Source organism: Conexibacter arvalis (genome assembly GCF_014199525.1).
Classification (GTDB): Bacteria; Actinomycetota; Thermoleophilia; order Solirubrobacterales; family Solirubrobacteraceae; genus Conexibacter; species Conexibacter arvalis.
In genome coordinates, this window is record NZ_JACHNU010000001.1 from 1298995 (window position 1) to 1317408 (window position 18414).

17 protein-coding genes and 1 tRNA gene are annotated in these 18414 nt (G+C 73.9%); 7 read left to right on the forward strand and 11 right to left on the reverse strand.

The window, feature by feature from the left end; genetic code table 11:
* Positions 1 to 132: 132 nt before the first annotated feature.
* Together BDZ31_RS06070 and BDZ31_RS06075 are read right to left on the reverse strand one after the other, a co-directional pair.
* Complete coding sequence (locus BDZ31_RS06070) at positions 133 to 360, reverse strand: hypothetical protein (RefSeq protein WP_183339963.1); 228 nt, start codon at positions 358 to 360, stop codon at positions 133 to 135.
* Positions 361 to 434: 74 nt separating this feature from the next.
* Positions 435 to 1112 (reverse strand): sterol desaturase family protein, encoded by a 678-nt coding sequence (locus BDZ31_RS06075; protein ID WP_183339965.1) that lies wholly within the window; start codon positions 1110 to 1112, stop codon positions 435 to 437.
* A gap of 190 nt (positions 1113 to 1302) precedes the next feature.
* Between BDZ31_RS06075 and BDZ31_RS06080 the strand changes: the two genes are divergently transcribed.
* On the forward strand, positions 1303 to 2127 hold the full coding sequence (locus tag BDZ31_RS06080) for a hypothetical protein (protein ID WP_183339967.1): 825 nt from the start codon (positions 1303 to 1305) through the stop codon (positions 2125 to 2127).
* On the opposite strand, the gene BDZ31_RS06085 is transcribed toward BDZ31_RS06080, so the two are convergent.
* The 5 genes from BDZ31_RS06085 to BDZ31_RS06105 form a co-directional block, all read right to left on the reverse strand.
* Positions 2058 to 3077 carry a hypothetical protein gene (locus BDZ31_RS06085; RefSeq protein WP_183339969.1) on the reverse strand — a complete coding sequence of 340 codons (1020 nt, stop codon included), beginning with the start codon at positions 3075 to 3077 and terminating at the stop codon, positions 2058 to 2060. The genes BDZ31_RS06080 and BDZ31_RS06085 overlap by 70 nt on opposite strands.
* A 425-nt stretch (positions 3078 to 3502) precedes the next feature.
* A complete protein-coding gene (locus tag BDZ31_RS06090; RefSeq protein ID WP_183339971.1) occupies positions 3503 to 4090 on the reverse strand; it encodes a hypothetical protein in 588 nt (195 codons plus the stop codon).
* 85 nt (positions 4091 to 4175) lie between these two features.
* The gene (locus tag BDZ31_RS06095; protein WP_183339973.1) at positions 4176 to 5240 is read right to left on the reverse strand and encodes a hypothetical protein; all 1065 of its coding nucleotides are present in this window, start codon (positions 5238 to 5240) and stop codon (positions 4176 to 4178) included.
* Complete coding sequence (locus tag BDZ31_RS06100; RefSeq protein WP_183339975.1) at positions 5240 to 6493, reverse strand: hypothetical protein; 1254 nt, start codon at positions 6491 to 6493, stop codon at positions 5240 to 5242. The genes BDZ31_RS06095 and BDZ31_RS06100 overlap by 1 nt, the downstream gene beginning before the upstream one ends.
* 141 nt (positions 6494 to 6634) lie before the next feature.
* Positions 6635 to 6706 (reverse strand) — tRNA-Val (locus BDZ31_RS06105).
* 118 nt (positions 6707 to 6824) lie between these two features.
* On the opposite strand from BDZ31_RS06105, the gene BDZ31_RS06110 reads away from it, so the two are divergent.
* Complete coding sequence (locus BDZ31_RS06110; protein ID WP_183339977.1) at positions 6825 to 7547, forward strand: sugar phosphate nucleotidyltransferase; 723 nt, start codon at positions 6825 to 6827, stop codon at positions 7545 to 7547.
* Here BDZ31_RS06110 and BDZ31_RS06115 read toward each other — a convergent pair.
* Both BDZ31_RS06115 and BDZ31_RS06120 read right to left on the reverse strand, forming a co-directional pair.
* Positions 7531 to 8661, reverse strand: a complete 1131-nt coding sequence (locus tag BDZ31_RS06115) for a DegT/DnrJ/EryC1/StrS family aminotransferase (protein ID WP_183339979.1) — start codon at positions 8659 to 8661, stop codon at positions 7531 to 7533. The two genes, BDZ31_RS06110 and BDZ31_RS06115, sit on opposite strands and share 17 nt — an antisense overlap.
* On the reverse strand, positions 8658 to 9785 hold the full coding sequence (locus BDZ31_RS06120; RefSeq protein ID WP_183339980.1) for a DegT/DnrJ/EryC1/StrS family aminotransferase: 1128 nt from the start codon (positions 9783 to 9785) through the stop codon (positions 8658 to 8660). The genes BDZ31_RS06115 and BDZ31_RS06120 overlap by 4 nt, the downstream gene beginning before the upstream one ends.
* Before the next feature lie 48 nt (positions 9786 to 9833).
* Between BDZ31_RS06120 and BDZ31_RS06125 the strand changes: the two genes are divergently transcribed.
* Positions 9834 to 10604 (forward strand): tyrosine-protein phosphatase, encoded by a 771-nt coding sequence (locus BDZ31_RS06125; RefSeq protein WP_183339982.1) that lies wholly within the window; start codon positions 9834 to 9836, stop codon positions 10602 to 10604.
* 1 nt (position 10605) lies between these two features.
* Here the strand turns inward: BDZ31_RS06125 and BDZ31_RS06130 are convergent, their stop codons facing one another.
* Positions 10606 to 12264 (reverse strand): right-handed parallel beta-helix repeat-containing protein, encoded by a 1659-nt coding sequence (locus BDZ31_RS06130; RefSeq protein ID WP_183339984.1) that lies wholly within the window; start codon positions 12262 to 12264, stop codon positions 10606 to 10608.
* 127 nt (positions 12265 to 12391) lie between these two features.
* On the opposite strand from BDZ31_RS06130, the gene BDZ31_RS06135 reads away from it, so the two are divergent.
* From BDZ31_RS06135 to BDZ31_RS24790, 3 genes are read left to right on the forward strand one after another with little or no spacing between them, the layout of a single operon-like run.
* Positions 12392 to 14095 (forward strand): glycosyltransferase, encoded by a 1704-nt coding sequence (locus BDZ31_RS06135; protein ID WP_183339987.1) that lies wholly within the window; start codon positions 12392 to 12394, stop codon positions 14093 to 14095.
* The gene (locus tag BDZ31_RS06140) at positions 14088 to 15590 is read left to right on the forward strand and encodes an oligosaccharide flippase family protein (protein WP_183339989.1); all 1503 of its coding nucleotides are present in this window, start codon (positions 14088 to 14090) and stop codon (positions 15588 to 15590) included. The genes BDZ31_RS06135 and BDZ31_RS06140 overlap by 8 nt, the downstream gene beginning before the upstream one ends.
* Entirely contained in the window at positions 15587 to 16621 is a 1035-nt protein-coding gene (locus BDZ31_RS24790) for a polysaccharide deacetylase family protein (protein WP_183339991.1), read from the forward strand. Before BDZ31_RS06140 ends, BDZ31_RS24790 begins: the two co-directional genes overlap by 4 nt.
* On the opposite strand, the gene BDZ31_RS06150 is transcribed toward BDZ31_RS24790, so the two are convergent.
* Positions 16600 to 17538: a glycosyltransferase gene (locus BDZ31_RS06150; protein WP_183339994.1), complete on the reverse strand. Its 939-nt coding sequence runs from the start codon at positions 17536 to 17538 to the stop codon at positions 16600 to 16602. The genes BDZ31_RS24790 and BDZ31_RS06150 overlap by 22 nt on opposite strands.
* 139 nt (positions 17539 to 17677) lie before the next feature.
* On the opposite strand from BDZ31_RS06150, the gene BDZ31_RS06155 reads away from it, so the two are divergent.
* Positions 17678 to 18406, forward strand: coding sequence for a methyltransferase domain-containing protein (locus tag BDZ31_RS06155; RefSeq protein WP_183339995.1), 729 nt, complete (start codon positions 17678 to 17680; stop codon positions 18404 to 18406).
* Positions 18407 to 18414: the final 8 nt, after the last annotated feature.

Here is an 18414-nt window from a genome sequence, read left to right on the forward strand (position 1 = left end):
CGTGGGGGACCCGGCGGGAGCTGTGGCGGCGCCGTTCGCTCGCCTCCTGAGCGCACCGACGCCAGCGAAGCTACCTGAGATCCGGAGCGTCGCCAATGGCGATGGCGCCGGCGGCACCGGGGCCGATATCGGTCAACGAGGGATGCGGCGCTGCAACAGCCGCTCCATCCGCTCGACCCGGACGCGCAGCTCGCCGAGCTCGCGCTCGAGCCGGTCGACCTGCGGGATCTGGGTGCTCTGCGCGAGGCGGGCGATCGTCGCCTCGCGGATGTACTGCGCGGTCGCGATCCCGTCCCGCTCGCAGACCTCCTTGAGGTCCCGCCAGGTCTCACCGGAGAAGCGGACGGTCGTCGTGTGCACGCGCCCACGCTAGAGCGTGGATCGCGCTTTCACGAGCGAAATGGCAACCGATGGCGCCTGTCGTACGACAGACGCTATCGGTCGTCGCTGACCCTGCGCGAACCGGTCGACGCGGTGCCGAAGACGTGGTCCCAGAACGGCGCGCTGACGCCGTAGGCCTTGTCGTGCTCCTTGAAGTGGTGGCGCATGTGCAGCTCGTGCAGCTTGCGCGGGATCCACGCTCTCGGCTTGCGGCCGCCGGGCAGGTGGTGGACGTAGTAGTGGAGCATGTCGTAGGCGAGGTAGCCGGCCCAGAAGCCGGCCGACGCGGCGTACGCGGCCGGCGTCCCCAGCACGAGCACGAACAGCCCGAGGAACAGGGCCGCCAGCGGGATGCTGACCGACGGCGGCATCACGAGCCGCAGTGGGTCGTTCGGGTGGTCGTGGTGGACGCCGTGGATGATCCAGTGGAGCCGCGCTCCGATGCCCTGGTCGGGCTCGAAGTGGAAGACGATCCGGTGGAGCCAGTACTCCGTCAGCGTCCAGAAGAGGTAGCCGCCGACCGCGAACAGCGGGACCTCCCACCACGCCATCTCTCCGAACGAGACGACGAGCGCGACCACGATCGCCGGTCCGAAGATGAACGCCGGGACGCTCCAGTGGACGCGCGAGAGCTTGTCGAGCAGGTTCGATTCGAACATCCGCGGCGACGCTTTCAGGACCTCGGACCGTCTCATGCCGGTCAGCTCGTCGCGCGTCGGGTAGCTGGCCATCAGTCGCGCTCCTTTCGTGGTCGCCGGTCAGCTGTGCCGATGAGGGCGCCCTTACGATACTCCTCTGCCACGCGGCTCCCCCGCTTCGCGTCGGTCGGGCCGCGCAGGCGCGCGCCGGGCGAGGTTCGCTCCCGACGTCCGACGGCGAAGAATTCGCCACGGGGCGGCCGGTCGCGGGTAGAGTTGGTACATGCGTGTTTTTCAACCGGTCCGCATCGTCGCGTTGGCGCTCGTCGCCGCCGGATGCGGCCTGCTCGCCCACGCAGGGGCGGCGAGCGCCAGAACCCAGGTCGCCATAACCGGCGGCGTGACCCCGACGATCACCGGCTTCCCGACCAAGCCCAAGAACGTGAAGCTGACGATCGCGGGGCGCATGATCGGCGACGACGTCGAGGGCGTCTTCCCCGCGACGACGACGAAGATCGTCTGGTGGTTCACGCATGGCGCGCGCGTCAACGGCCGGTACTTCAGACATTGCGACCCGCGGCGGCTCGCGGCCGCGCGCGGCAACCCGTCGGCCTGCCCGAGAGCGTCGCGGATCGGCGGCGGCTGGGTCGTCGCGACCGCGATCAGCGTCACCGCGAGAGTCAGAATCGACATCTACAACGGCAAAGGCGGGAAGTCGATGATCTTCTACTTCCAGACCCTGCGGCCGGTCGTCGTCAACGACATGCTGGTCGCGCCGTTCCAGACGCTGAAGGGTGGCAGGCACGGCTTCAAGCTGACGATGAGAATCCCCGACGGCCTGCAGGAGCTGGCGCCGGGAATGGTCACCTCCGTCAGAGAGTTCACCGCGACCGTCGGCGGCATGACGACGACCGCGCGGATCGGGAGACGACGGGAGAAGCGCGGCTTCATCGAGACGATGGCCTGCCCGCCCGGCGCGCTCGTGACGGCGAGAGGCGAGTTCAGCTTCCGCACGATCTCGCCGATCACCGTCGACTCCTACCTTGGCTGCGGGCAGGCGCCGCCGTTCCCGCCGGAGTTCCCGCGCTCGCAGCTCGGCTCCTCCTGAGCCGACGGCGTGCGGCCGGCACCCGTGAGGGCGCCGGCCGCCGCGAGCGCCGCGCCGCCGAGCAGCGCCGCGGCGACCCACGCGGTCGTCCCGTCTCCGCGGGCGTCCTCGTAGCCGGTCAGGAAGCCGAGCAGCTGGACGAGCGCGAGCAGGCCGAAGCAGCCGGCGCCGAGCCGCGGCCACCAGGTCACGCCGGTGCGCGCGAGCAGGTCGCCGGCCAGCACCGGCGTGAACGCGAGCAGCGCGAGCGCGTGGCGCGCGTACGGCGTCTCGCCGGCGGCCGCGCGCGCCGGGCCGTACAGCAGCAGCGCCGCGACCGCGGTCACGAGCGCGCCGCTCCACAGCAGGCGGCGGCCGGCGTCGTCGGTGAAGCGGTCGGCGGCGAGCACGAGCGCGAGCAGCGCGAGCGCCCAGATCACGAGCCCCAGCGGCGGCAGCCGCGAGCCGGCGCCGAAGCCGCCGACGGCGGTCGCGAGCCCGGATCCGAGCGCCTCCCACGCCTCGCCGGGCCCGCCGACGCCGGCGAGCTCAGGGGCGCCGAGCCCCAGCAGCACGGCGGCGAGCGCCGTCGCCGCGAACGTCCACGGCGCCCGCCGCTCGTCGCCTGCGATCCGCGCCGCACCTGCCAGGACGGCGATGCCGGCCGCGAAGACGAGCCCGTCGCCGCCCGCCGCGCCGCCGAGGAAGACGACGCCCGGTGTCAGCGCGACCGCGATGCCGGCGAGCGACAGCGATCCCGCCGCCGGTCGCCAGGCGAGCGCGGTCGCGAGTGCGACGGCGAGCAGCCACAGCGCGAGGTCGTCGAGCCGGTCGGCGCGCAGCGCGCCGTCGGGCGGGCGGCCGCTGAGCGGGTCGGGCTGCGCCATCGCCCACGCCAGCGCGAGCAGCCCGTAGGCGACGACGAAGAGGAGCGGCGCGAGCAGGCGCCGCGACGGCGGATCCGTGCGCACGCGGCGGATCGTAGAGCGCGCGCCGCGGACGGGGCGGAGCCGGCCCCGGAGACACCGACTCCGCCGCGTCGCGCGCATCCCTCCGGCACGCCGCGGCGGAGCTCGCCGCGAGAAGGGCGAAGGGCCGGGCCTCGTTTCCGTGACCCGGCCCTTCAGAGGAGGAGATGGTCGAGATGATGCGGCAGCGCGGCGCCGCGTTCGTTGGCCGCATGGAGAAGGTTTCGCCGCGATCGTGCTCCCGTCGGCCGCCCGGCGCGGCGCGCGGTCCGTGCTCACACGGTTCCGCAGGCGGCCGCTCGGCTCGGCGGTGCGCGCTCAGGCCCGCAGGGGCCGCTCGTCGGCGGCCAGCGGTGCGCGCGCGAGCAGCAGCAGCGCCAGCAGCCATGCACCCGAGCCGACCATCTCGAGCGCCTCCTCGGGAACGATCATCCACGCGTGGACCAGCACGCCGGTGCGGTCGTCCCACTGGAGGTCCTCCAGCAGCTGGGAGATCGCCACGCGCCGGCGCCGGCGAGCCACAGCAGCTTCTCGACCCGCCGGCGGAGCGTCCGCGCCAGGATCCACACCCAGGCGGCGCCGCAGACGGCGAACAGCGGCAGGTAGAGCAGCTGCCAGTCGACGGACGTCAGCTCCTCGGCGCGCTCGTGGAAGCTGAACGCCTCGTCGGCGGCCATGAACAGCGCCAGCAGCGCGAACAGCAGCAGCGGCAGCCCTCGCTGCGGTGACCGTGCGAGGCCGTTGACGACGGCGAGCGCGGCGGTTCCGAGCAGCAGCGACGCCGAGAAGACAGGAGCCGGCGTCCGCTCGGCGTCGAGGCCCCATTTCCACTGCGCCGGCTGCCCGTCGGTCAGGTCGAGCAGCACGAGCGCGACGATCCCGACGGCGATCAGCGCGCCGACGAGCTCGGGTCGCAGCGCCCGCGAGCTTCCGATCCACGCGATCGCCGCAGCAGCGCGTCGACGCGCCGACGCGGCCCGTTCCTCCTCGGCGACCGGCTGAGACACGGCGCGCATCTTCGCAAATCGTTCACAACTGCGAGCCGTCTGCTGGTGCACCCGGAGGGGTGGATGCCGGACGACGAGGCGGACAGATCGCGGCTTACGGGTCCGGCACGCTGTCGGCCAGAGGCGCGTCCGGGCGGCGGGGAAGCTCCCCGCCGTTCCGAGCGGAGATCTCGAACGTGATCGTGCGCAACAGCTTGCTCGTGTCGCCTGCGAGATAGGCCTGCGCGACTCTCGCGAGCTCGTCGGCCGCGGAGACCGGCAGGACGTAGTCGAACACGTGGGCCAGCGCCAGCTTCGAATGCTGCGACCACTCGCCGTCGATGACCAACACCCCGATCAGGTCGCTGTGCCGCCCCTTCCAATTGATCGCCGAGAACATCTTGTCCTTGGCGTAGAGGCTCGAGTGCCGAGCCGAGCTGCGGCGCACCTCGACGAACAGCTTCGGAGCGGTCGCATCCGGTACGACGAAGTCGGCGCGGTGGTCGTACACGACCCCCGCGAGCGCCTTGTACTCCGTCTCGCGCTGGAACGCTACGCCATGACGTCTGAAGGCCGCTTCCACCACCGCCTCGAGGAGGTAGCGGCCGAGCAGGTCGCGCGCCTGGCCCTCGAGCGTCGAGCCAAGGCGCTCGACGAGGCGCTTGGGATCGACGTCGCCCGTGAGACGCGGGAGGAGGAAGTCCACGGCACGAGCGGCGGCACGCGGCGACATGCCGGTATCGGAGATGGTCCCGACCGCCTTCCGCAGCACAGACATGCTGAACACGCCCGCGGCATGCATGTAGATCGGAAGCAGCTCCGGCTCGTCGTGGAGCACATCGGCCTCGAGCGTCGTGAACCCGTCGGAGAGCACCGCCGCGCGTCGGGCGAGCGAGAGCGCATGCGCTTGCATCTCGATGTAGAGCGGTCCGGCCACGGCCGACTGGATGTCGTGGTCGATGGCGCGTCGTCCGCTGTGGAGCGCATGGGCGGCTTGGGCGGTCTCGGGCATCTCGTGCGCTTGAACGCCTTTGCCGCCGAGGAGGAACAACCGCCACTCCCGCTTCTCGAAGTGCGAGGGCCCGACGTCGTCGAGACCGCGCGTTGCTTCGAGCAGCTCCAGGTAGTCGCCGATCAGGCGCAGCGTGGCATCCTTGCCGAACTGGTAGAGCGTCTGCATCAGCGGCGGTTCCGCGGGACGTGCGGCGCCTCTGCTCCGGTGACGGTCAGCGGATGGTGCCTGTCGACGCTGCGCCACTTCGGGATCGGAACCCTGAAGTACGCTCCGCGTTCGTCGCGAACGACCGAGCGGGCAAAGCCGTCCAAGAGCGACTGCGTGCTCTTCGCCCGGCGAAGGCGGAGATAGGCGCGGACGATCATCGGATAGCGGATGACGAGGAGTGGTTCCACGAGGAATCCCTGCGTCATCGCCTGGGACGCGAGCTCGCCCAGCATGAACCGAGGCATCTCCTCGAGCGCCTCCGCATTCGACGCTTCGGGCAGATGGATGCGATAGCGCTTCGCCAGGGACTTCCGGTTGCTGCCGATGAAGCACCGGCGGTACTCGCCTCCGAAGGTCACGAACATCATGGCGTTGTCCTGCGCCATCTCGAGTGCCGGTCCGATCGTGTCGGCGCACGTCACGAACGGGTCGAGGTCGATCAGATCGAACTTCTCGTCGGGCCGCTCCAGGAGTCGGCGCAGCAGCGCACGTCGCGCGGTGTCGATCTCGATCTCAACCCGGCCGGGCTCCGTGATCGCCCCGGCCAATCTGCTGGCCGTCTCGGCGTTCTCCTCGACGGCGACGAACGTCGCCTGCGGGAGCACGTCCATGTACTGGACCGTGCTGATTCCCTCGCCGGCGTATCCGTCGAAGACGCGCTTCGCATGCGTCGCCGTCGCCTGGACGACGGCGACGTTCACGGCGCGCTTGTGGTCGGTGCAGATGGCGAACGGGTTCTTCTTCCGGTGGCCGTAGTCTCTGCGTGCTGCGTACAGGCGCTTCTCGCAGTGCTCGAAGTCGACCTCGAAGATGAGCGCGATCTTCCACGCTGGCAGCCCGGCCGCGAACAGCTCATTGGCGCACGCTTCCGCTTCAGGGGTCCAGTTCGCGGATCCAAGGCTGCGCCCCGCCTGCGTGAAGATCTCGCCGCGTTCTCTGCAGAGCTCGAGGAGCTTGAAGATGATGTCCTGCGGATTGCGGTTGAGCGCAGCGGTGATCGCGTTGAACGTCGCACCGTCGCGCCACTGTTCGAACGCCCACTCCAGCTCGTGCTCCGACCAGCGCCGGGGCTTCGTGTAGCGGCCGCGCAGCGGAACGGGCAGGGGACGGTCGCGGAAACCGTGCCGCTCCAGGATCTCCAGAAACGCCGCGTCGTGAGAGCTGGCCGCTGCACGCTCGAACAGCGCGCCCTGTGACAGGGAGTCAATCACCCTCGGCAGGGTATCCCCGCACACGGTCGGACGGTCTGACGGAGGAGGGAGACGGGTACGGCCGGTCTCGAACCAGCACGTCCCCGGGATCGGTCTCGCCGCAGGAACGCGAAAGGCCCGCCTGAGCGGGCCTCCGGAGGATGGGCGCGGGTGGTTTCGAACCACCGACCTCTCGCGTGTGAAGCGAGCGCTCTCCCACTGAGCTACGCGCCCTCGGCGGACGATTGTACGCGGAACCGCCGCGCGGGGGCCGAAGGGTGGCCGCAACCGCGCCGCGGCGCCGGGCCGACGCGTATGCTTCCGCGCCGATGCAGGCACAAGGAGGTGCAGCGTGAAGCGAGCGATCGTTCTCGCAGGCGGACTGGGCACGCGGCTGCGCCCGTTCACGACGGTCCTGCCGAAGCCGCTGATGCCGATCGGGGACCGACCCGTGCTCGACATCATCATGCGCCAGCTGAAGGGCTCCGGCTTCGAGCGCGTGACGATCGCGACCGGCTACCTCGCCGAGCTGCTGGAGGCGTTCTTCCGCGACGGCGAGGCCTACGACCTGCCGGTCGACTACTACCGCGAGGGCGCGCCGCTCGGGACGGTCGGCGCGCTGGCGCTGATCGACGGCATCGACGACGACGTGCTCGTGATGAACGGCGACGTGCTGACCGACATGGACTTCGGCGCGCTGCTGGAGCGCCACAGAGCGAGCGACGCCGCGGCGACGATCGCGACGAAGAAGCGCGAGATCCAGATCTCGCTCGGCGTGCTCAAGTTCGGCGACGACGGCGACCCGACCCGCCTGACCGACTACGACGAGAAGCCGACGATCGACTTCGAGGCGAGCATGGGCGTCTACTGCTTCTCGCCGCGCGCGCTCAGATACATCGAGCCCGGCGAGCGGCTCGACTTCCCGGACCTCGCGCTGCGGCTTGTCGCGGCCGGCGAGGTCGTGCGGGCGTGGAGATGCGACGACTTCTGGCTCGACATCGGCCGCCACGAGGACTACGAGCAGGCGCAGGAGGAGTTCGAGCGCCTGCGCGACCGCCTCATCCCGTCCGCGTGAGCGCCTGCTCGACGGCGTCGAGCAGGAACCCCATCCCGTCGTCGCCGAGCGCCGCGTAGAGCGGCAGCAGGCAGGTCCGCGCCGCGGCCGCCTCGGCCTGCGGGCGGGCGCCGCCGGGCACCTCGCGGTAGGCGCTGAAGGCGTGCAGCGCCGGCAGCGTCTCGCTCGGCACGCCGAGCTCGTCCAGCGCGGCGGCGAAGCGGTCGCGCCGGGCGCCGTCGGGGAGCGCGAGCGGCAGCGCCGCCGGACTGGCCGCCTCGACCGACAGCGCGTTGAAGACGAGCGCGACGTCGTCGCGCCCCCGCAGGCGCTCGCGAGCGCGGGCGAGCAGCGCCCGCCGGCCGTCGACCTCGCCCGCCAGCCGCTCCAGGCGCGTCAGCGCGAGCGCCGCGCGCGGCTCGTCGAGGCGGAAGTTGTAGCCGGCGTCGACGACGTCGTAGCGCGGGTCGTGGCCGCGGTGGCGGTCCCACGTGCCGCTCGTCATCGCGTGCGAGCGCAGCGATCTCACTCGGGCGGCGTGCGACTCGTCCGCGGCGACGACGAGGCCGCCTTCGCCGATCGCGAGCTGGCGGCCGGCGGCGAAGCTGAAGACGCCGAGCGCGCCCGCGACGCCGGCGCCCGGTGCGCCGAGCGCGCTCGAGCAGTCCTCGACCAGCACGAGCCCGCGCGCGTCGGCCAGCTCCCGCAGCGCGGCGGCGTCGGCGAGGTGGCCGTGGAGGTGGACCGCGACGATCGCGCGCGTGCGCGGCCCGATCGCCGGCTCGACCTGCTTGGGGCCGGCGTGCGGCGCGAGCGGGTCGGCGACGTCGCACAGCACCGGGACGGCGCCGAGCGCGGCGACCGCCGCGGCCGCCGAGACCGGCGCGAGCGCCGGCACGACGACCTCGTCGCCGCGGCCGACCCCGGCCGCCTGCAGCGCCAGCTGGAGTCCCGCCGTGCCGGAGGAGACGGCGAGCGCGTGGGCGGCGCCGGTCAGCTCGCCGAGCCGCTGCTCGAGCGCCTGCGTCCGCGGCCCCATCGTCAGCCAGCCGGAGCGCAGGCAGTCGAGCACCGCCTCGACGTCGGCCTCGCAGCTCGTCTCGTCGACGAGCGAGATCCGCGTCGGCGCGCTCATGCGGCCACCGCCTCGGCGAGCGCGCCGACGACGCGGTCCTGCTCGGCCTCGGTCATCGTCGGGAACAGCGGCAGCGTCAGCTCGGTCCGCGCCGCGTGCTCGGTGCGCGGCAGCGACACGTCCGGGAAGCGCTCGCGGTACGCGGTGAAGCCGTGCACCGCGGCGTAGAGGATGCTCGTCTGGATCCCCTGCTCGCGCAGCCGGCGGCTGACCTCCACCTGTCTGTCCTCCTCGAGCATCACCGGCATCACGTACGCCGAGCAGGTCGCGACGTCGGCGTCGTCGTAGGGGACGAGCACGCCGTCGAGGCCCGCGAGCAGCTCGCGGTAGCGCAGCGTCAGCTCCCGCCGCCGCTCGACGTCGGCGCGCAGCCGTCTCATCCGCGACAGCAGCAGCGCCGCGTGCGGCTCGTCCATCCGGTAGTTGAAGCCGACCCCTTCGACGTCGCGCGAGCCGTCGGCCCCCCGCACCACGCCGAGCGAGCGACGCGAGCGCGCGAAGGCGGCGACGTCGTCGTCGTCGGTGCAGAGCAGCCCGCCCTCGCCGGCCGACAGCACCTTGTTGGAGAAGAAGCTGAAGGCGCCGGCCAGGCCGAACGTGCCCAACGCCCGCCCGCCGAGCGACGCGTCCGGCGCGTGGGCGGCATCCTCGATCAGCGCCAGCCCGCGCTCGTCGCAGAGCGCGGCGAGCCGGTCGGCGGCGGCGGCGTAGCCGGCGAAGTGGACGACCGCGACCGCCTTCGTGCGCTCCGTGATGCGGCGCGCGACGTCGTCGGGGTCGAGGCTCGGGCGCTCGCGGCCGACGATCTCCGCGAAGACCGGCGTCGCGCCGCACTGGAGCACCGCGCTCGCCGTCGCGGCCATCGTGTACGAGGGGACGATCACCTCGTCGCCGGGCCCGACGCCGGCCGCCAGGTAGGCGAGGTGGAGCGCGGCGGTGCAGCTGGAGAGCGCGATCGCGTGGCGGGCGCCGAGGTGGGCGGCGAACGCCTGCTCGAAGCGCTCGGTCCGCTCGCCGAGCGCGAGACGTCCCGAGCGGATCGTCTCGGCGACCGCGGCGAGGTCGTCGTCCTCGATCCGCAGGTCGAACAGCGGGATGCTGGGATTGCCGGTTCCGGAGCTCATCGCGAGGCGCGGAACGCTACCGTCCCTGAGCCGGAGCCGCGTCGCCCGATGATCGATCTGCACTGCCACATCCTCGCCGGACTGGACGACGGGCCCGCCGATCTGGAGGCCAGCGTCGCGCTCGCCCGCCGCCAGGTCGCCGCCGGCGTGGACACGGTCGTCGCCACGCCGCACGTCTCGGCCGCCTACCCCGACGTCGACGCCGCGGCGGCGGACGCCGCGGCCGAGCGGCTGCGCGAGCGGCTCGCCGCGGAGCGGATCGAGCTGCGGCTGCTGACCGCCGGCGAGCTGGCGGCCGATCGCGCCGTGCGGCTCGAGGACGGCGAGCTGGAGCGGCTGCGGCTCGGCGACGGCCCGTGGCTGCTGGTCGAGGCGCCGCTCGGCGTCCGCGAGGTCGGCTTCGACGTCCTCATGCGCCAGCTGCGCGCGCGCGGGCACGAGATCCTGATCGCCCATCCCGAGCGCTCCCCGGACTTCCGCCGGCGGCCGGAGGTGCTGCGCGGGCTGGTCGCGGACGGCATGCGCGTCCAGGCGACCGCCGGCGCCTTCGACGGGCGCTTCGGCGGGCTCGTCCAGCGCACGGCGCGCGGCCTGCTGGAGGCGGGTCTCGTCCACGTCGTCGCCTCCGACGCCCACGACGACCGCGTGCGCGCCCCCGGCCTGGCGAGCGCGCTGGAGGCGGTCGGCGCCGATCCCGACCAGGTGCGATCGCTGACCGAGACCGCGCCGGCGGCGATCCTCGCCGGGACGGAGCTGCCGGCGGCGCCGCGGCTGGCCGCCCGGCGCCTGCGCCGGCCGGGCTGGCTGCGGCGCGGCTGACTCAGCGCAGCGCGGCGCCGAGCGCGAACGGGCCGCCGCGTCTCAGCGGCGCCCCGAAGTAGTCGGCCGGGCCCGGGGCGCCTGCGTCGACCCCGGCGCCGCGGATCGGCGACTCGGGGCGCGGCCGGTAGGCGTCGAGCTGCGTCAGCCGGCGCGGGTCGTCGATCGTCGGGCCGCCCCCGGCGTCGACGAGCAGCGGGTCGGCGAAGCGGCCGACCGCGCGCCCGTCGACCCGCTCCTGCCCGGTCGCGGCGCGCCACGCCTCCAGCGACCCGTGGCGGCGGCCGGCATCGGTGACCGAGAACGGCTCCCCGGCGGTCCAGTAGAGGTTGCCGCGGAAGCGCAGCCCGGGCTGGTCGGCGGCGGCGTCGACCAGCGGCAGCCCGCCGGTCGTGTAGAGCACGTTGTTGGCGACCAGCGCGCTCGTCGTGCCGTAGACCCCGATCGCGGCCGGTCTGCCGCCGGGCGGCGGCGACAGGTAGACGGTGTTGTTGTGAACGCGCGTGCCGGCGTTGGAGCTGCCGTCGTTGCCGACGAGGATCGCCGGCAGCCCGCCGCGCCGCGAGTCGTCCTGGCTGATGTTGAAGCGCACGACGTTGCCGCGGACCTCGTGCGGCGCGCCGGTCCAGTTGTAGACCATGAAGCCGGCGCCGTCGTTGTCGTGGCTGTAGTTGTGCTGGACGACGCAGCCGATCGTGCCGCCGTCGAGGTCGAAGCCGTCGCCGTCGCGGCCGCCCGGCCCCGATCTGTTGCGGTAGGACTCGTTGCGCTCGATCGTCACGTCGCGCGCGATCGCGGCCCAGATCCCGACCGGCCCGCAGTTGCGGCAGGCGTTGAGCGAGCCGTTGTCGTGCGCGACCGAGTGGGTGATCGCGCCGCCGTCGACGTTGCTGAGGAAGATCCCGCTGCCCGAGTGGTTGGCGGTGAAGCGGGGATCGCCGTGGTTGTCGTACGCGCGGCAGCGGTCGATGCGCGCGTCGGCGTTGGCGAACCGTCTCGTGCGGCGGTCCTCGATCCCGCCGACGTAGACGCCGTAGCGGCGGTTGTCGTGCGCGACGCAGTCGGAGATGCGGATCGTGCGGAAGCCGCTCTGGGAGCGGTCGGCCGGCCGACCGTGGACGGCGATGCCGGCGACGCCGAAGCCGCTCGCCTCGACGCGCGCGATCGAGATCCCGGTCAGGCGTCTCGCGCGCGGGAGCGTGTTGCGGAACTCGACGCCGCTGCCGCGGTTGTCGAGCGGTCCGGAGCCGACCAGCCGCAGGTCGCTCACGCGCACCCGTCCGGCGTTGAGCACGAGCACGGCGGAGGCGCGGCCGGAGCGGATCGTCGCGCGCCCGCCGCCGTAGGAGCCGATCGCGACCGCTCTGCCGCGCGCGCCGGCGTCGTCGGGCCCGAGTCGCAGCTGTCCGCGGAACTCGGCTCCGCCGCGCAGCAGCACGCGGTCGCCGGGGCGCAGGCGCGCGCGGTTGACGCGCGCGAGCGAGCGCCACGGCTCGCTCGCGGTCCCGGCGGCGCGGTCGTCGCCGTCGGGGCTGACGTGGAAGGTGCGAGCGGCGAGGGCGCCGTCGCAGCTCACGAGCGCGACCACCGCCGCGAGCGCGGCCAGCGCGGCGACGACCAGCGGGACCGCGAGACGGCGCGGGGGAAGGGCGACGCGCATGCGGGGAGGATCGCAGGTGTCGCGCTCGCGCTCGACCGGCGCTCAAGGCGACCGGCCCCGACGGCCGATAGCATCCCCAGGCGCGGCTGCGGCGGCGCCACGCTCGCACCCGACCGGAGTCGATCCCGTGCCCTCACCCAGAATCAGCATCCTGCCGGACGGCACAGGGTTCGCCGGCTTCGACGCCCGTCCGCTGCTCGCGGGCCCCGCGACGGCGGCCGAGCGTGACGCGACCGTCGCGCACGGCGCGCTTCCCGCCGGCGACCTGCCCCGCGTCGTCGTGCTCGCGGCCGAGCAGCTGGCCGCGCCGCCGCTGGGCGCCGATCTGTACGTCGTGCCGGCGGCCGCGCTGCCGCCGCACGCGCCGATGGCGGCGCTGAAGCGGCTCAAGCGTGCGGTCGCGCCGGCGCCGGTGGCCGGTCCGCCGTCGGTCGACGGCGCCTACGACCGCTCGCCGGTCGACGCGCTCCTGTTCGAGCCGGCGTCAGACGCGGAGGCGACCGCGTGGGCGGCGCTGCGCGCCGGCGTGCGCGCCGAGGGCCGGCCGGTCGTCCTCCACGTCACGGCGCCCTGCGACGCCGACACCGTCGTCGCCGCCGTCGACGCCGGCGCCGCGGCGGCCGTCTTCGACTCCGGCGAGGCGGAGCGCGACGCCGCGCTGCTCGCAGACGTGCTCGAGGCCGAGCGCCGGCGGCTCGACGACGCGCCGCTGATCACCGTCGCCGTCTGCAACCGCAACGGCGCCCGCGATCTGGAGGAGTGCTTCTCGTCGCTGACCGCGGTCGAATACCCCCGCTTCGAGACGCTGCTGCTCGACGACGGCAGCACCGACGACTCGGTCGCGGTCGGTCGCCGCCACGGCGTCGAGGTGGTCGAGCTCGGAACGGTCGGTCTCGGGGGAGCGCGCAACGCCGCGATCGAGCACGCGCGCGGCGAGGTGATCGCCTTCCTCGACGGCGACGCGATGGGCGAGCCGCAGTGGCTGACGCGCCTGTGGCGGCTGCACGACCGCCTGCGCCCGGGCGCGGTCGGCGGCCCCAACCTGCCGGTCGCGAACCCGAACTGGCAGGAGCGCGCGATCGCCGGCGGCCCCGGGACCGCGATGCCGATCGTGCGCGCCGACGGGCGCTGCACCCACATCGCCGGCTGCAACCTGTCGGTGCGGACCGACGTCGCGCGCGCGACGATGTTCGATCCCGACATCGTCTACGGCGACGACCTGATCTTCTGCTATCGGATCCTCGACGCCGGCCACGACCTGCTGCTCCATCCGACGGCGATCATCCGCCACCATCGCCGCCGCAGCTTCAAGGCGTACGTCCGCCAGATGCGCAACTACGGACGCTGGGCCGACATCGTCCACGAGGGCTACGGCAACCGGCTCGTCGACATCCCGATCGAGCTGACGGTGCTGGAGCGGCTCGACCCGCGCCGGCCGCATCCCTGCTTCGTCGGCCCGCAGGCGGAGCAGCGCTACAGCCTCGCGGCCGCGCCGCTCGCCAACGGCTTCCCCGGGAAGGTGCTGGCGCTGACGCTCGCGCTCGGCGTCGCGCTGGCGCCGCTCGCGCTGCTCGGCCGGCGCGGCAGAGCGTGGGCGCTGACGGTCGCCGCGGCGCTGCTCGGCCAGTTCGCGTACGTCGCGGCGCGCACGCCGGCGCAGCAGGAGGGGGCGTCGCTCCCGGGCCGGGTCGCGAACCGGCTGCTGACCGCGGCGACGTGGTACGGCGGCCCGTTCGCGGTCGCCGTCGGCCGGCGGATGCCGCCGCCCGACACGGCCCCTGCCGCGCCGCCCGCGCCCGCGACGGCCGAGGAACCCGCCGCCGTTGACTGATCGGCCCGTCGCCGGCGAGCCGGAGCAGGAGCGCCGGTCGACGGTCGGCACGCGCGCGCTGCGCGGCGTGCCGTGGACGCTCGCCTCCTTCGGCGGCAGCCGGCTGATCTCGCTGGCGGCGACGCTGATCGTCGCGCGGCTGGTCGCGCCGTCGGAGATCGGCGTCGTCGCGACCGCGCTGATCGTCGTCTACTCGCTCAACCTGCTGGCCGACAACGGCCTCTCGATCTCGCTGGTCGTGCGCGAGACGATCGACCAGCCGCTGGTCGACACGGTCTTCACGTGCATGGTCGCGATGGCGGTCGTGCTGGCCGGCGCGGCGGCGGCGCTGGCGGGGCCGATCGCCGCCGCCTTCGGCGAGCCGCGGCTGGCGAGCGCGCTGCCGGTGCTCGCGATCACGGTCGTCTTCAGCACGATCACCTGGCTGATCTCGAACCTGATGCAGCGCGAGATGCAGTTCAGACACCGCTTCTACGGGCAGCTCGTGCTCGCCGCGACCTACACCGCGATCGCGATTCCCTGCGCGATCGCCGACCTCGGGCTGTGGGCGCTGGTCGCCGGCCAGGTCGGCTCGACCGCGGCCAGCGCGCTGACGCTCTACCTGCTCTACCCGCGCCGGCTGCGCTTCCGCTGGGATCCGCCGCGGGCGCGGATCGCCTTCCGCGAGTCGCGCGCCTTCGTCTCGCAGTCGGTCACCTCGTTCTTCAGCGAGAACCTCCACATGATCGCGGTCTCGGGCATCCTTGGCGCCCGCGCGATGGCGCTCTACTCGACCTCCTACCGGCTCGCCGTGATGCCCTCGCAGGCGCTCTCCGGGCCGGTCTCGGAGGCGACCTTCCCCGCCTACGCGGCGCTGCGCGACGACCACGACGCCCGCGCCCGCGCGCTGCTGACCGCGACGACGTTCGTGCTGATCCCGGCGCTGGCGCCGCTCGCCGCCCTCGGCGTGCTCGCGCCGGCGTTCGTCGACGCGGTGCTCGGGCCGCAGTGGCACGGGATGGCGCTGATCCTCTCGATCCTCTGCGTCTGGGGCGCGCTGTCGGTCACCGCCGAGACGGTCGGCTGGTTCACGAACGCGACCGGCGGGGCGAGCTTCATGGCGCGCGTCAACCTCGTGCGGCTGTTCGTCTTCGCGCCGCTGATCTTCGCGGCGGCGGCGCTGTTCGACTCGCTGACGATCGTCGGCCTGCTGCTCGTCGGCGACATCGCCTACGAGAGCGCGATGCTGTTCTGGAACGCGCACGCGAAGCTGCACGTCTCCTTCGCCCAGGTCGCCCGCGCGGTCGCGGCGCCGTTCGCCGCGGCGGTCGCGCTGGCCGCCATCGCGCTGCTGGTGCGGCTGGGCTGCGAGGCGGCCGGGCTGGGGCCTTGGCCCGAGCTGATCGCCGGCAGCGTCCTCGGCGTCGCCGCCTACGGCGGCGTGCTGCTGCTCGTCGACCGCTCGCTGCTGGAGCGGGCGAAGGCGCTCGCGAGCCGCGCGAAGGGGTCGGCGTGAGCGGCGCGCGCCCGCCGCTCGTCGCGGCGCTGCGGCGTCGCCTGCGGCCGGTGAAGCGCGCGCTCGTCGGGCCGGCCGGCCTGCTGCTCGGCCTGCTGCTGCGGGCGACGTCGCGCAAGCTCGGCGTCGCGCTCGTCTTCCATCGGGTCGGCGACCCGCCGGGCGATCCCGCCGTCGAGCTGGTGCCGGCGCAGGCGACCGCGCTCGTGCGCGGCCAGCTGGCGCTGCTCGCCCGCCACTATCGCGTCGTGCCGGCGAGCGAGCTGCGCGCGGCCGCCGCGCGGCGCCGGCGCTTCGAGCGCTTCCCGGTCGCGCTGACCTTCGACGACGACTGGGCCGGCCACGCCGCCGTCGCGCTGCCGCTGCTGCGCGCGGCGGGCATGCGGGCGACCTTCTTCCTGTCGGGCGCGACGCTCGAGCGGCCGTTCGACTTCTGGTACGAGCGGCTGCAGCAGGCGGTCGACGCCGGCATCGCCGTCCCGCCGCACGTGCCGTCGACCGCGCGCGAGCGGATCCACGCGCTGGCGGCGGAGGTCGAGCGGCTGCCGGCGGCCGAGCGCGACGCGCTCGTCGCCGCGATCGCCGAGCGGCTCGGGCCGCCGCCCGCGGAGGGGCTGCCGGCCGCGGCGGTCGCCGCGCTGGTCGCCGACGGGCACGAGATCGGCTTCCACACGCGCCGGCACGACACGCTGCCGTTCCTCGACGACGACGGTCTCGCCGCCGCGTTGCGCGACGGGCGGGAGGCGCTCGCCGCGGCCGTCGGCCGGCCTGTCGACACGATCGCGTACCCGTCGGGCAAGGCCGACGCCCGGGTCGTCGCGGCGGCCGCCGACGCCGGCTTCCGCGAGGCGTGGACGACGATGCCGACCGCCGTCGGGCCCGACAGCCCGCCGCTGTGGCTCGGCCGCGTCTATCCGCCGCAGGAGGAGCGCGGGCGGCTCGCGCTCGTGCTCGCGCGGGCGCTGCTCGACGCGCGAGGCGCCTCCGCGACGCCGCCCGCCCCGACCGCTCAGCTGACGACGGCGGCGTAGTCGACGAGCCAGTCGGGCGCCGGCGGAGCGGCCGCGGCGGTCGGCTCGGCGGCCGGCGCGCGGCGGCCGGCGAGCAGCGCGAGGCCGTTGCGCAGCAGCGCCGGATCGAGGTAGCGCGCGCCGGCGTACAGCGAGGCCTGCGCGGCGGCGCGGCGCTCGCCGGCCTTCTCGAAGCGGTTGGCGACCCAGAAGCCGAACATGCGGTCGTCGAAGCGGCAGCCGGCCGCGTGCGCCAGCGCCCGGTTCTTGCGCCGCAGCAGCGCCCACTCCTTGAAGATGCTCTCGCGATGGGTCAGCAGCATGCTGCCCGGGTGCTCGACGTAGGCGACCGCGACCCGCTCGACGACGACGGCGCGGCGACGAGCCGCGAGCCGCAGCCAGATGTCCCAGTCGACGAGCTGGTGGAACTGCTCGTCGAAGCCGCCGATCGCGAGGATCTCCTCGCGCCGGGCGAGGACGTTGGAGCAGCCGGCGGGAACGGCCTGGTAGGCGAACATCCGCGCGGCGATGTCGTCGGCGGAGGGGGTGGGGATCGCGGCGAACGGGCGCAGCTCGGGGTCGACGTGGACGGCCTCGGCATAGCACCAGCCCGCCTGCGCCGCGGTCGCCGCACGCAGCTGCTCGGCGAGCTTCCACGGCGCCCACAGGTCGTCGTCGTCGAGGAACGCGACCCACTCGCCGGCGGCCTGCTCGACGCCGAGGTTGCGCGCGGCCGCCACGCCTCTGCGGCCGCCGCGGAGGTGGCGCACGGCCGGCCGCCCGGTCAGCCACTCCGGCGGCTCCTCGTCGCCGTCGTCGACGACGACGACCTCCAGCTCGACGTCGCGCTGCGCGAGCGCTCCCTCGAGCGTCCGGCGCACGAGCGGCCAGCGGCCGATCGTCGGCATCACGACTGTCACGGCGGGGGAGGTGTTCACCTTGCGCAGGCTCCGGGGTGGGTTGCGACTGCCGCCGATGGGCCTTTCGGCTGCTTTCCCGACTAGACTACGGGACGTGTCGCAAAGACGCTCCTCTTCGCAGGCCGCCGACGCGCTCCCGGAGGCCTCCCGCGGACCCGTGCGCGCCCTCGTCGGCGGCGCCGGTCCGCTCGCCGCCCCGCTCGGCTCGGTGCGCAGACGGCTGCGGCCGCTGCGGCTGCGCCGTCGCATGCTGCTCGGCGCCGCGCAGCGCCATCCGGTCAGCCGGACGTGGGGCTTCGAGCGCGGGACGCCGATCGACCGCGTGCTGATCGAGCGCTTCCTCGCCGAGCACGCCGCCGACGTGCGCGGCACGGTGCTGGAGATCGGCGATCCCGACTACACGCGCAGATACGGCGGCGAGCGCGTCACCCGCAGCGAGGTCCTGCATGCGGTCGAGGGCAACCCGCTGGCGACGTTCGTCGGCGACCTCGAGCAGGGCACGAACGTGCCGAGATCGCACTACGACTGCATCATCCTGACCGAGACGCTGCCGACGATGTTCGACCTGCACGCGGCCGTCCGCAACGTCCACGACGCGCTCGCGCCGGGCGGCGTCGTGCTCGCGACGATGGGCGGGCTGTGCCCCGTCGACCGCGAGGGGCGCGACTCGTGGGGCGACTACTGGCGCTTCACCGACAGAGCCGCCGCGCGCCTGTTCGCGACCGTCTTCGACCCGGCCGACGTCGAGGTGCGCGCCTACGGCAACGTGCTGCTGGCGAGCGCCTTCCTCTACGGCCTCGCCGCCGAGGACATGACGCCGGCGGACTTCGCCGCCGACGACGAGGACTTCCAGATCACCGTCGCGGTCCGCGCGCGCAAGCGCTGAGGCGTCCG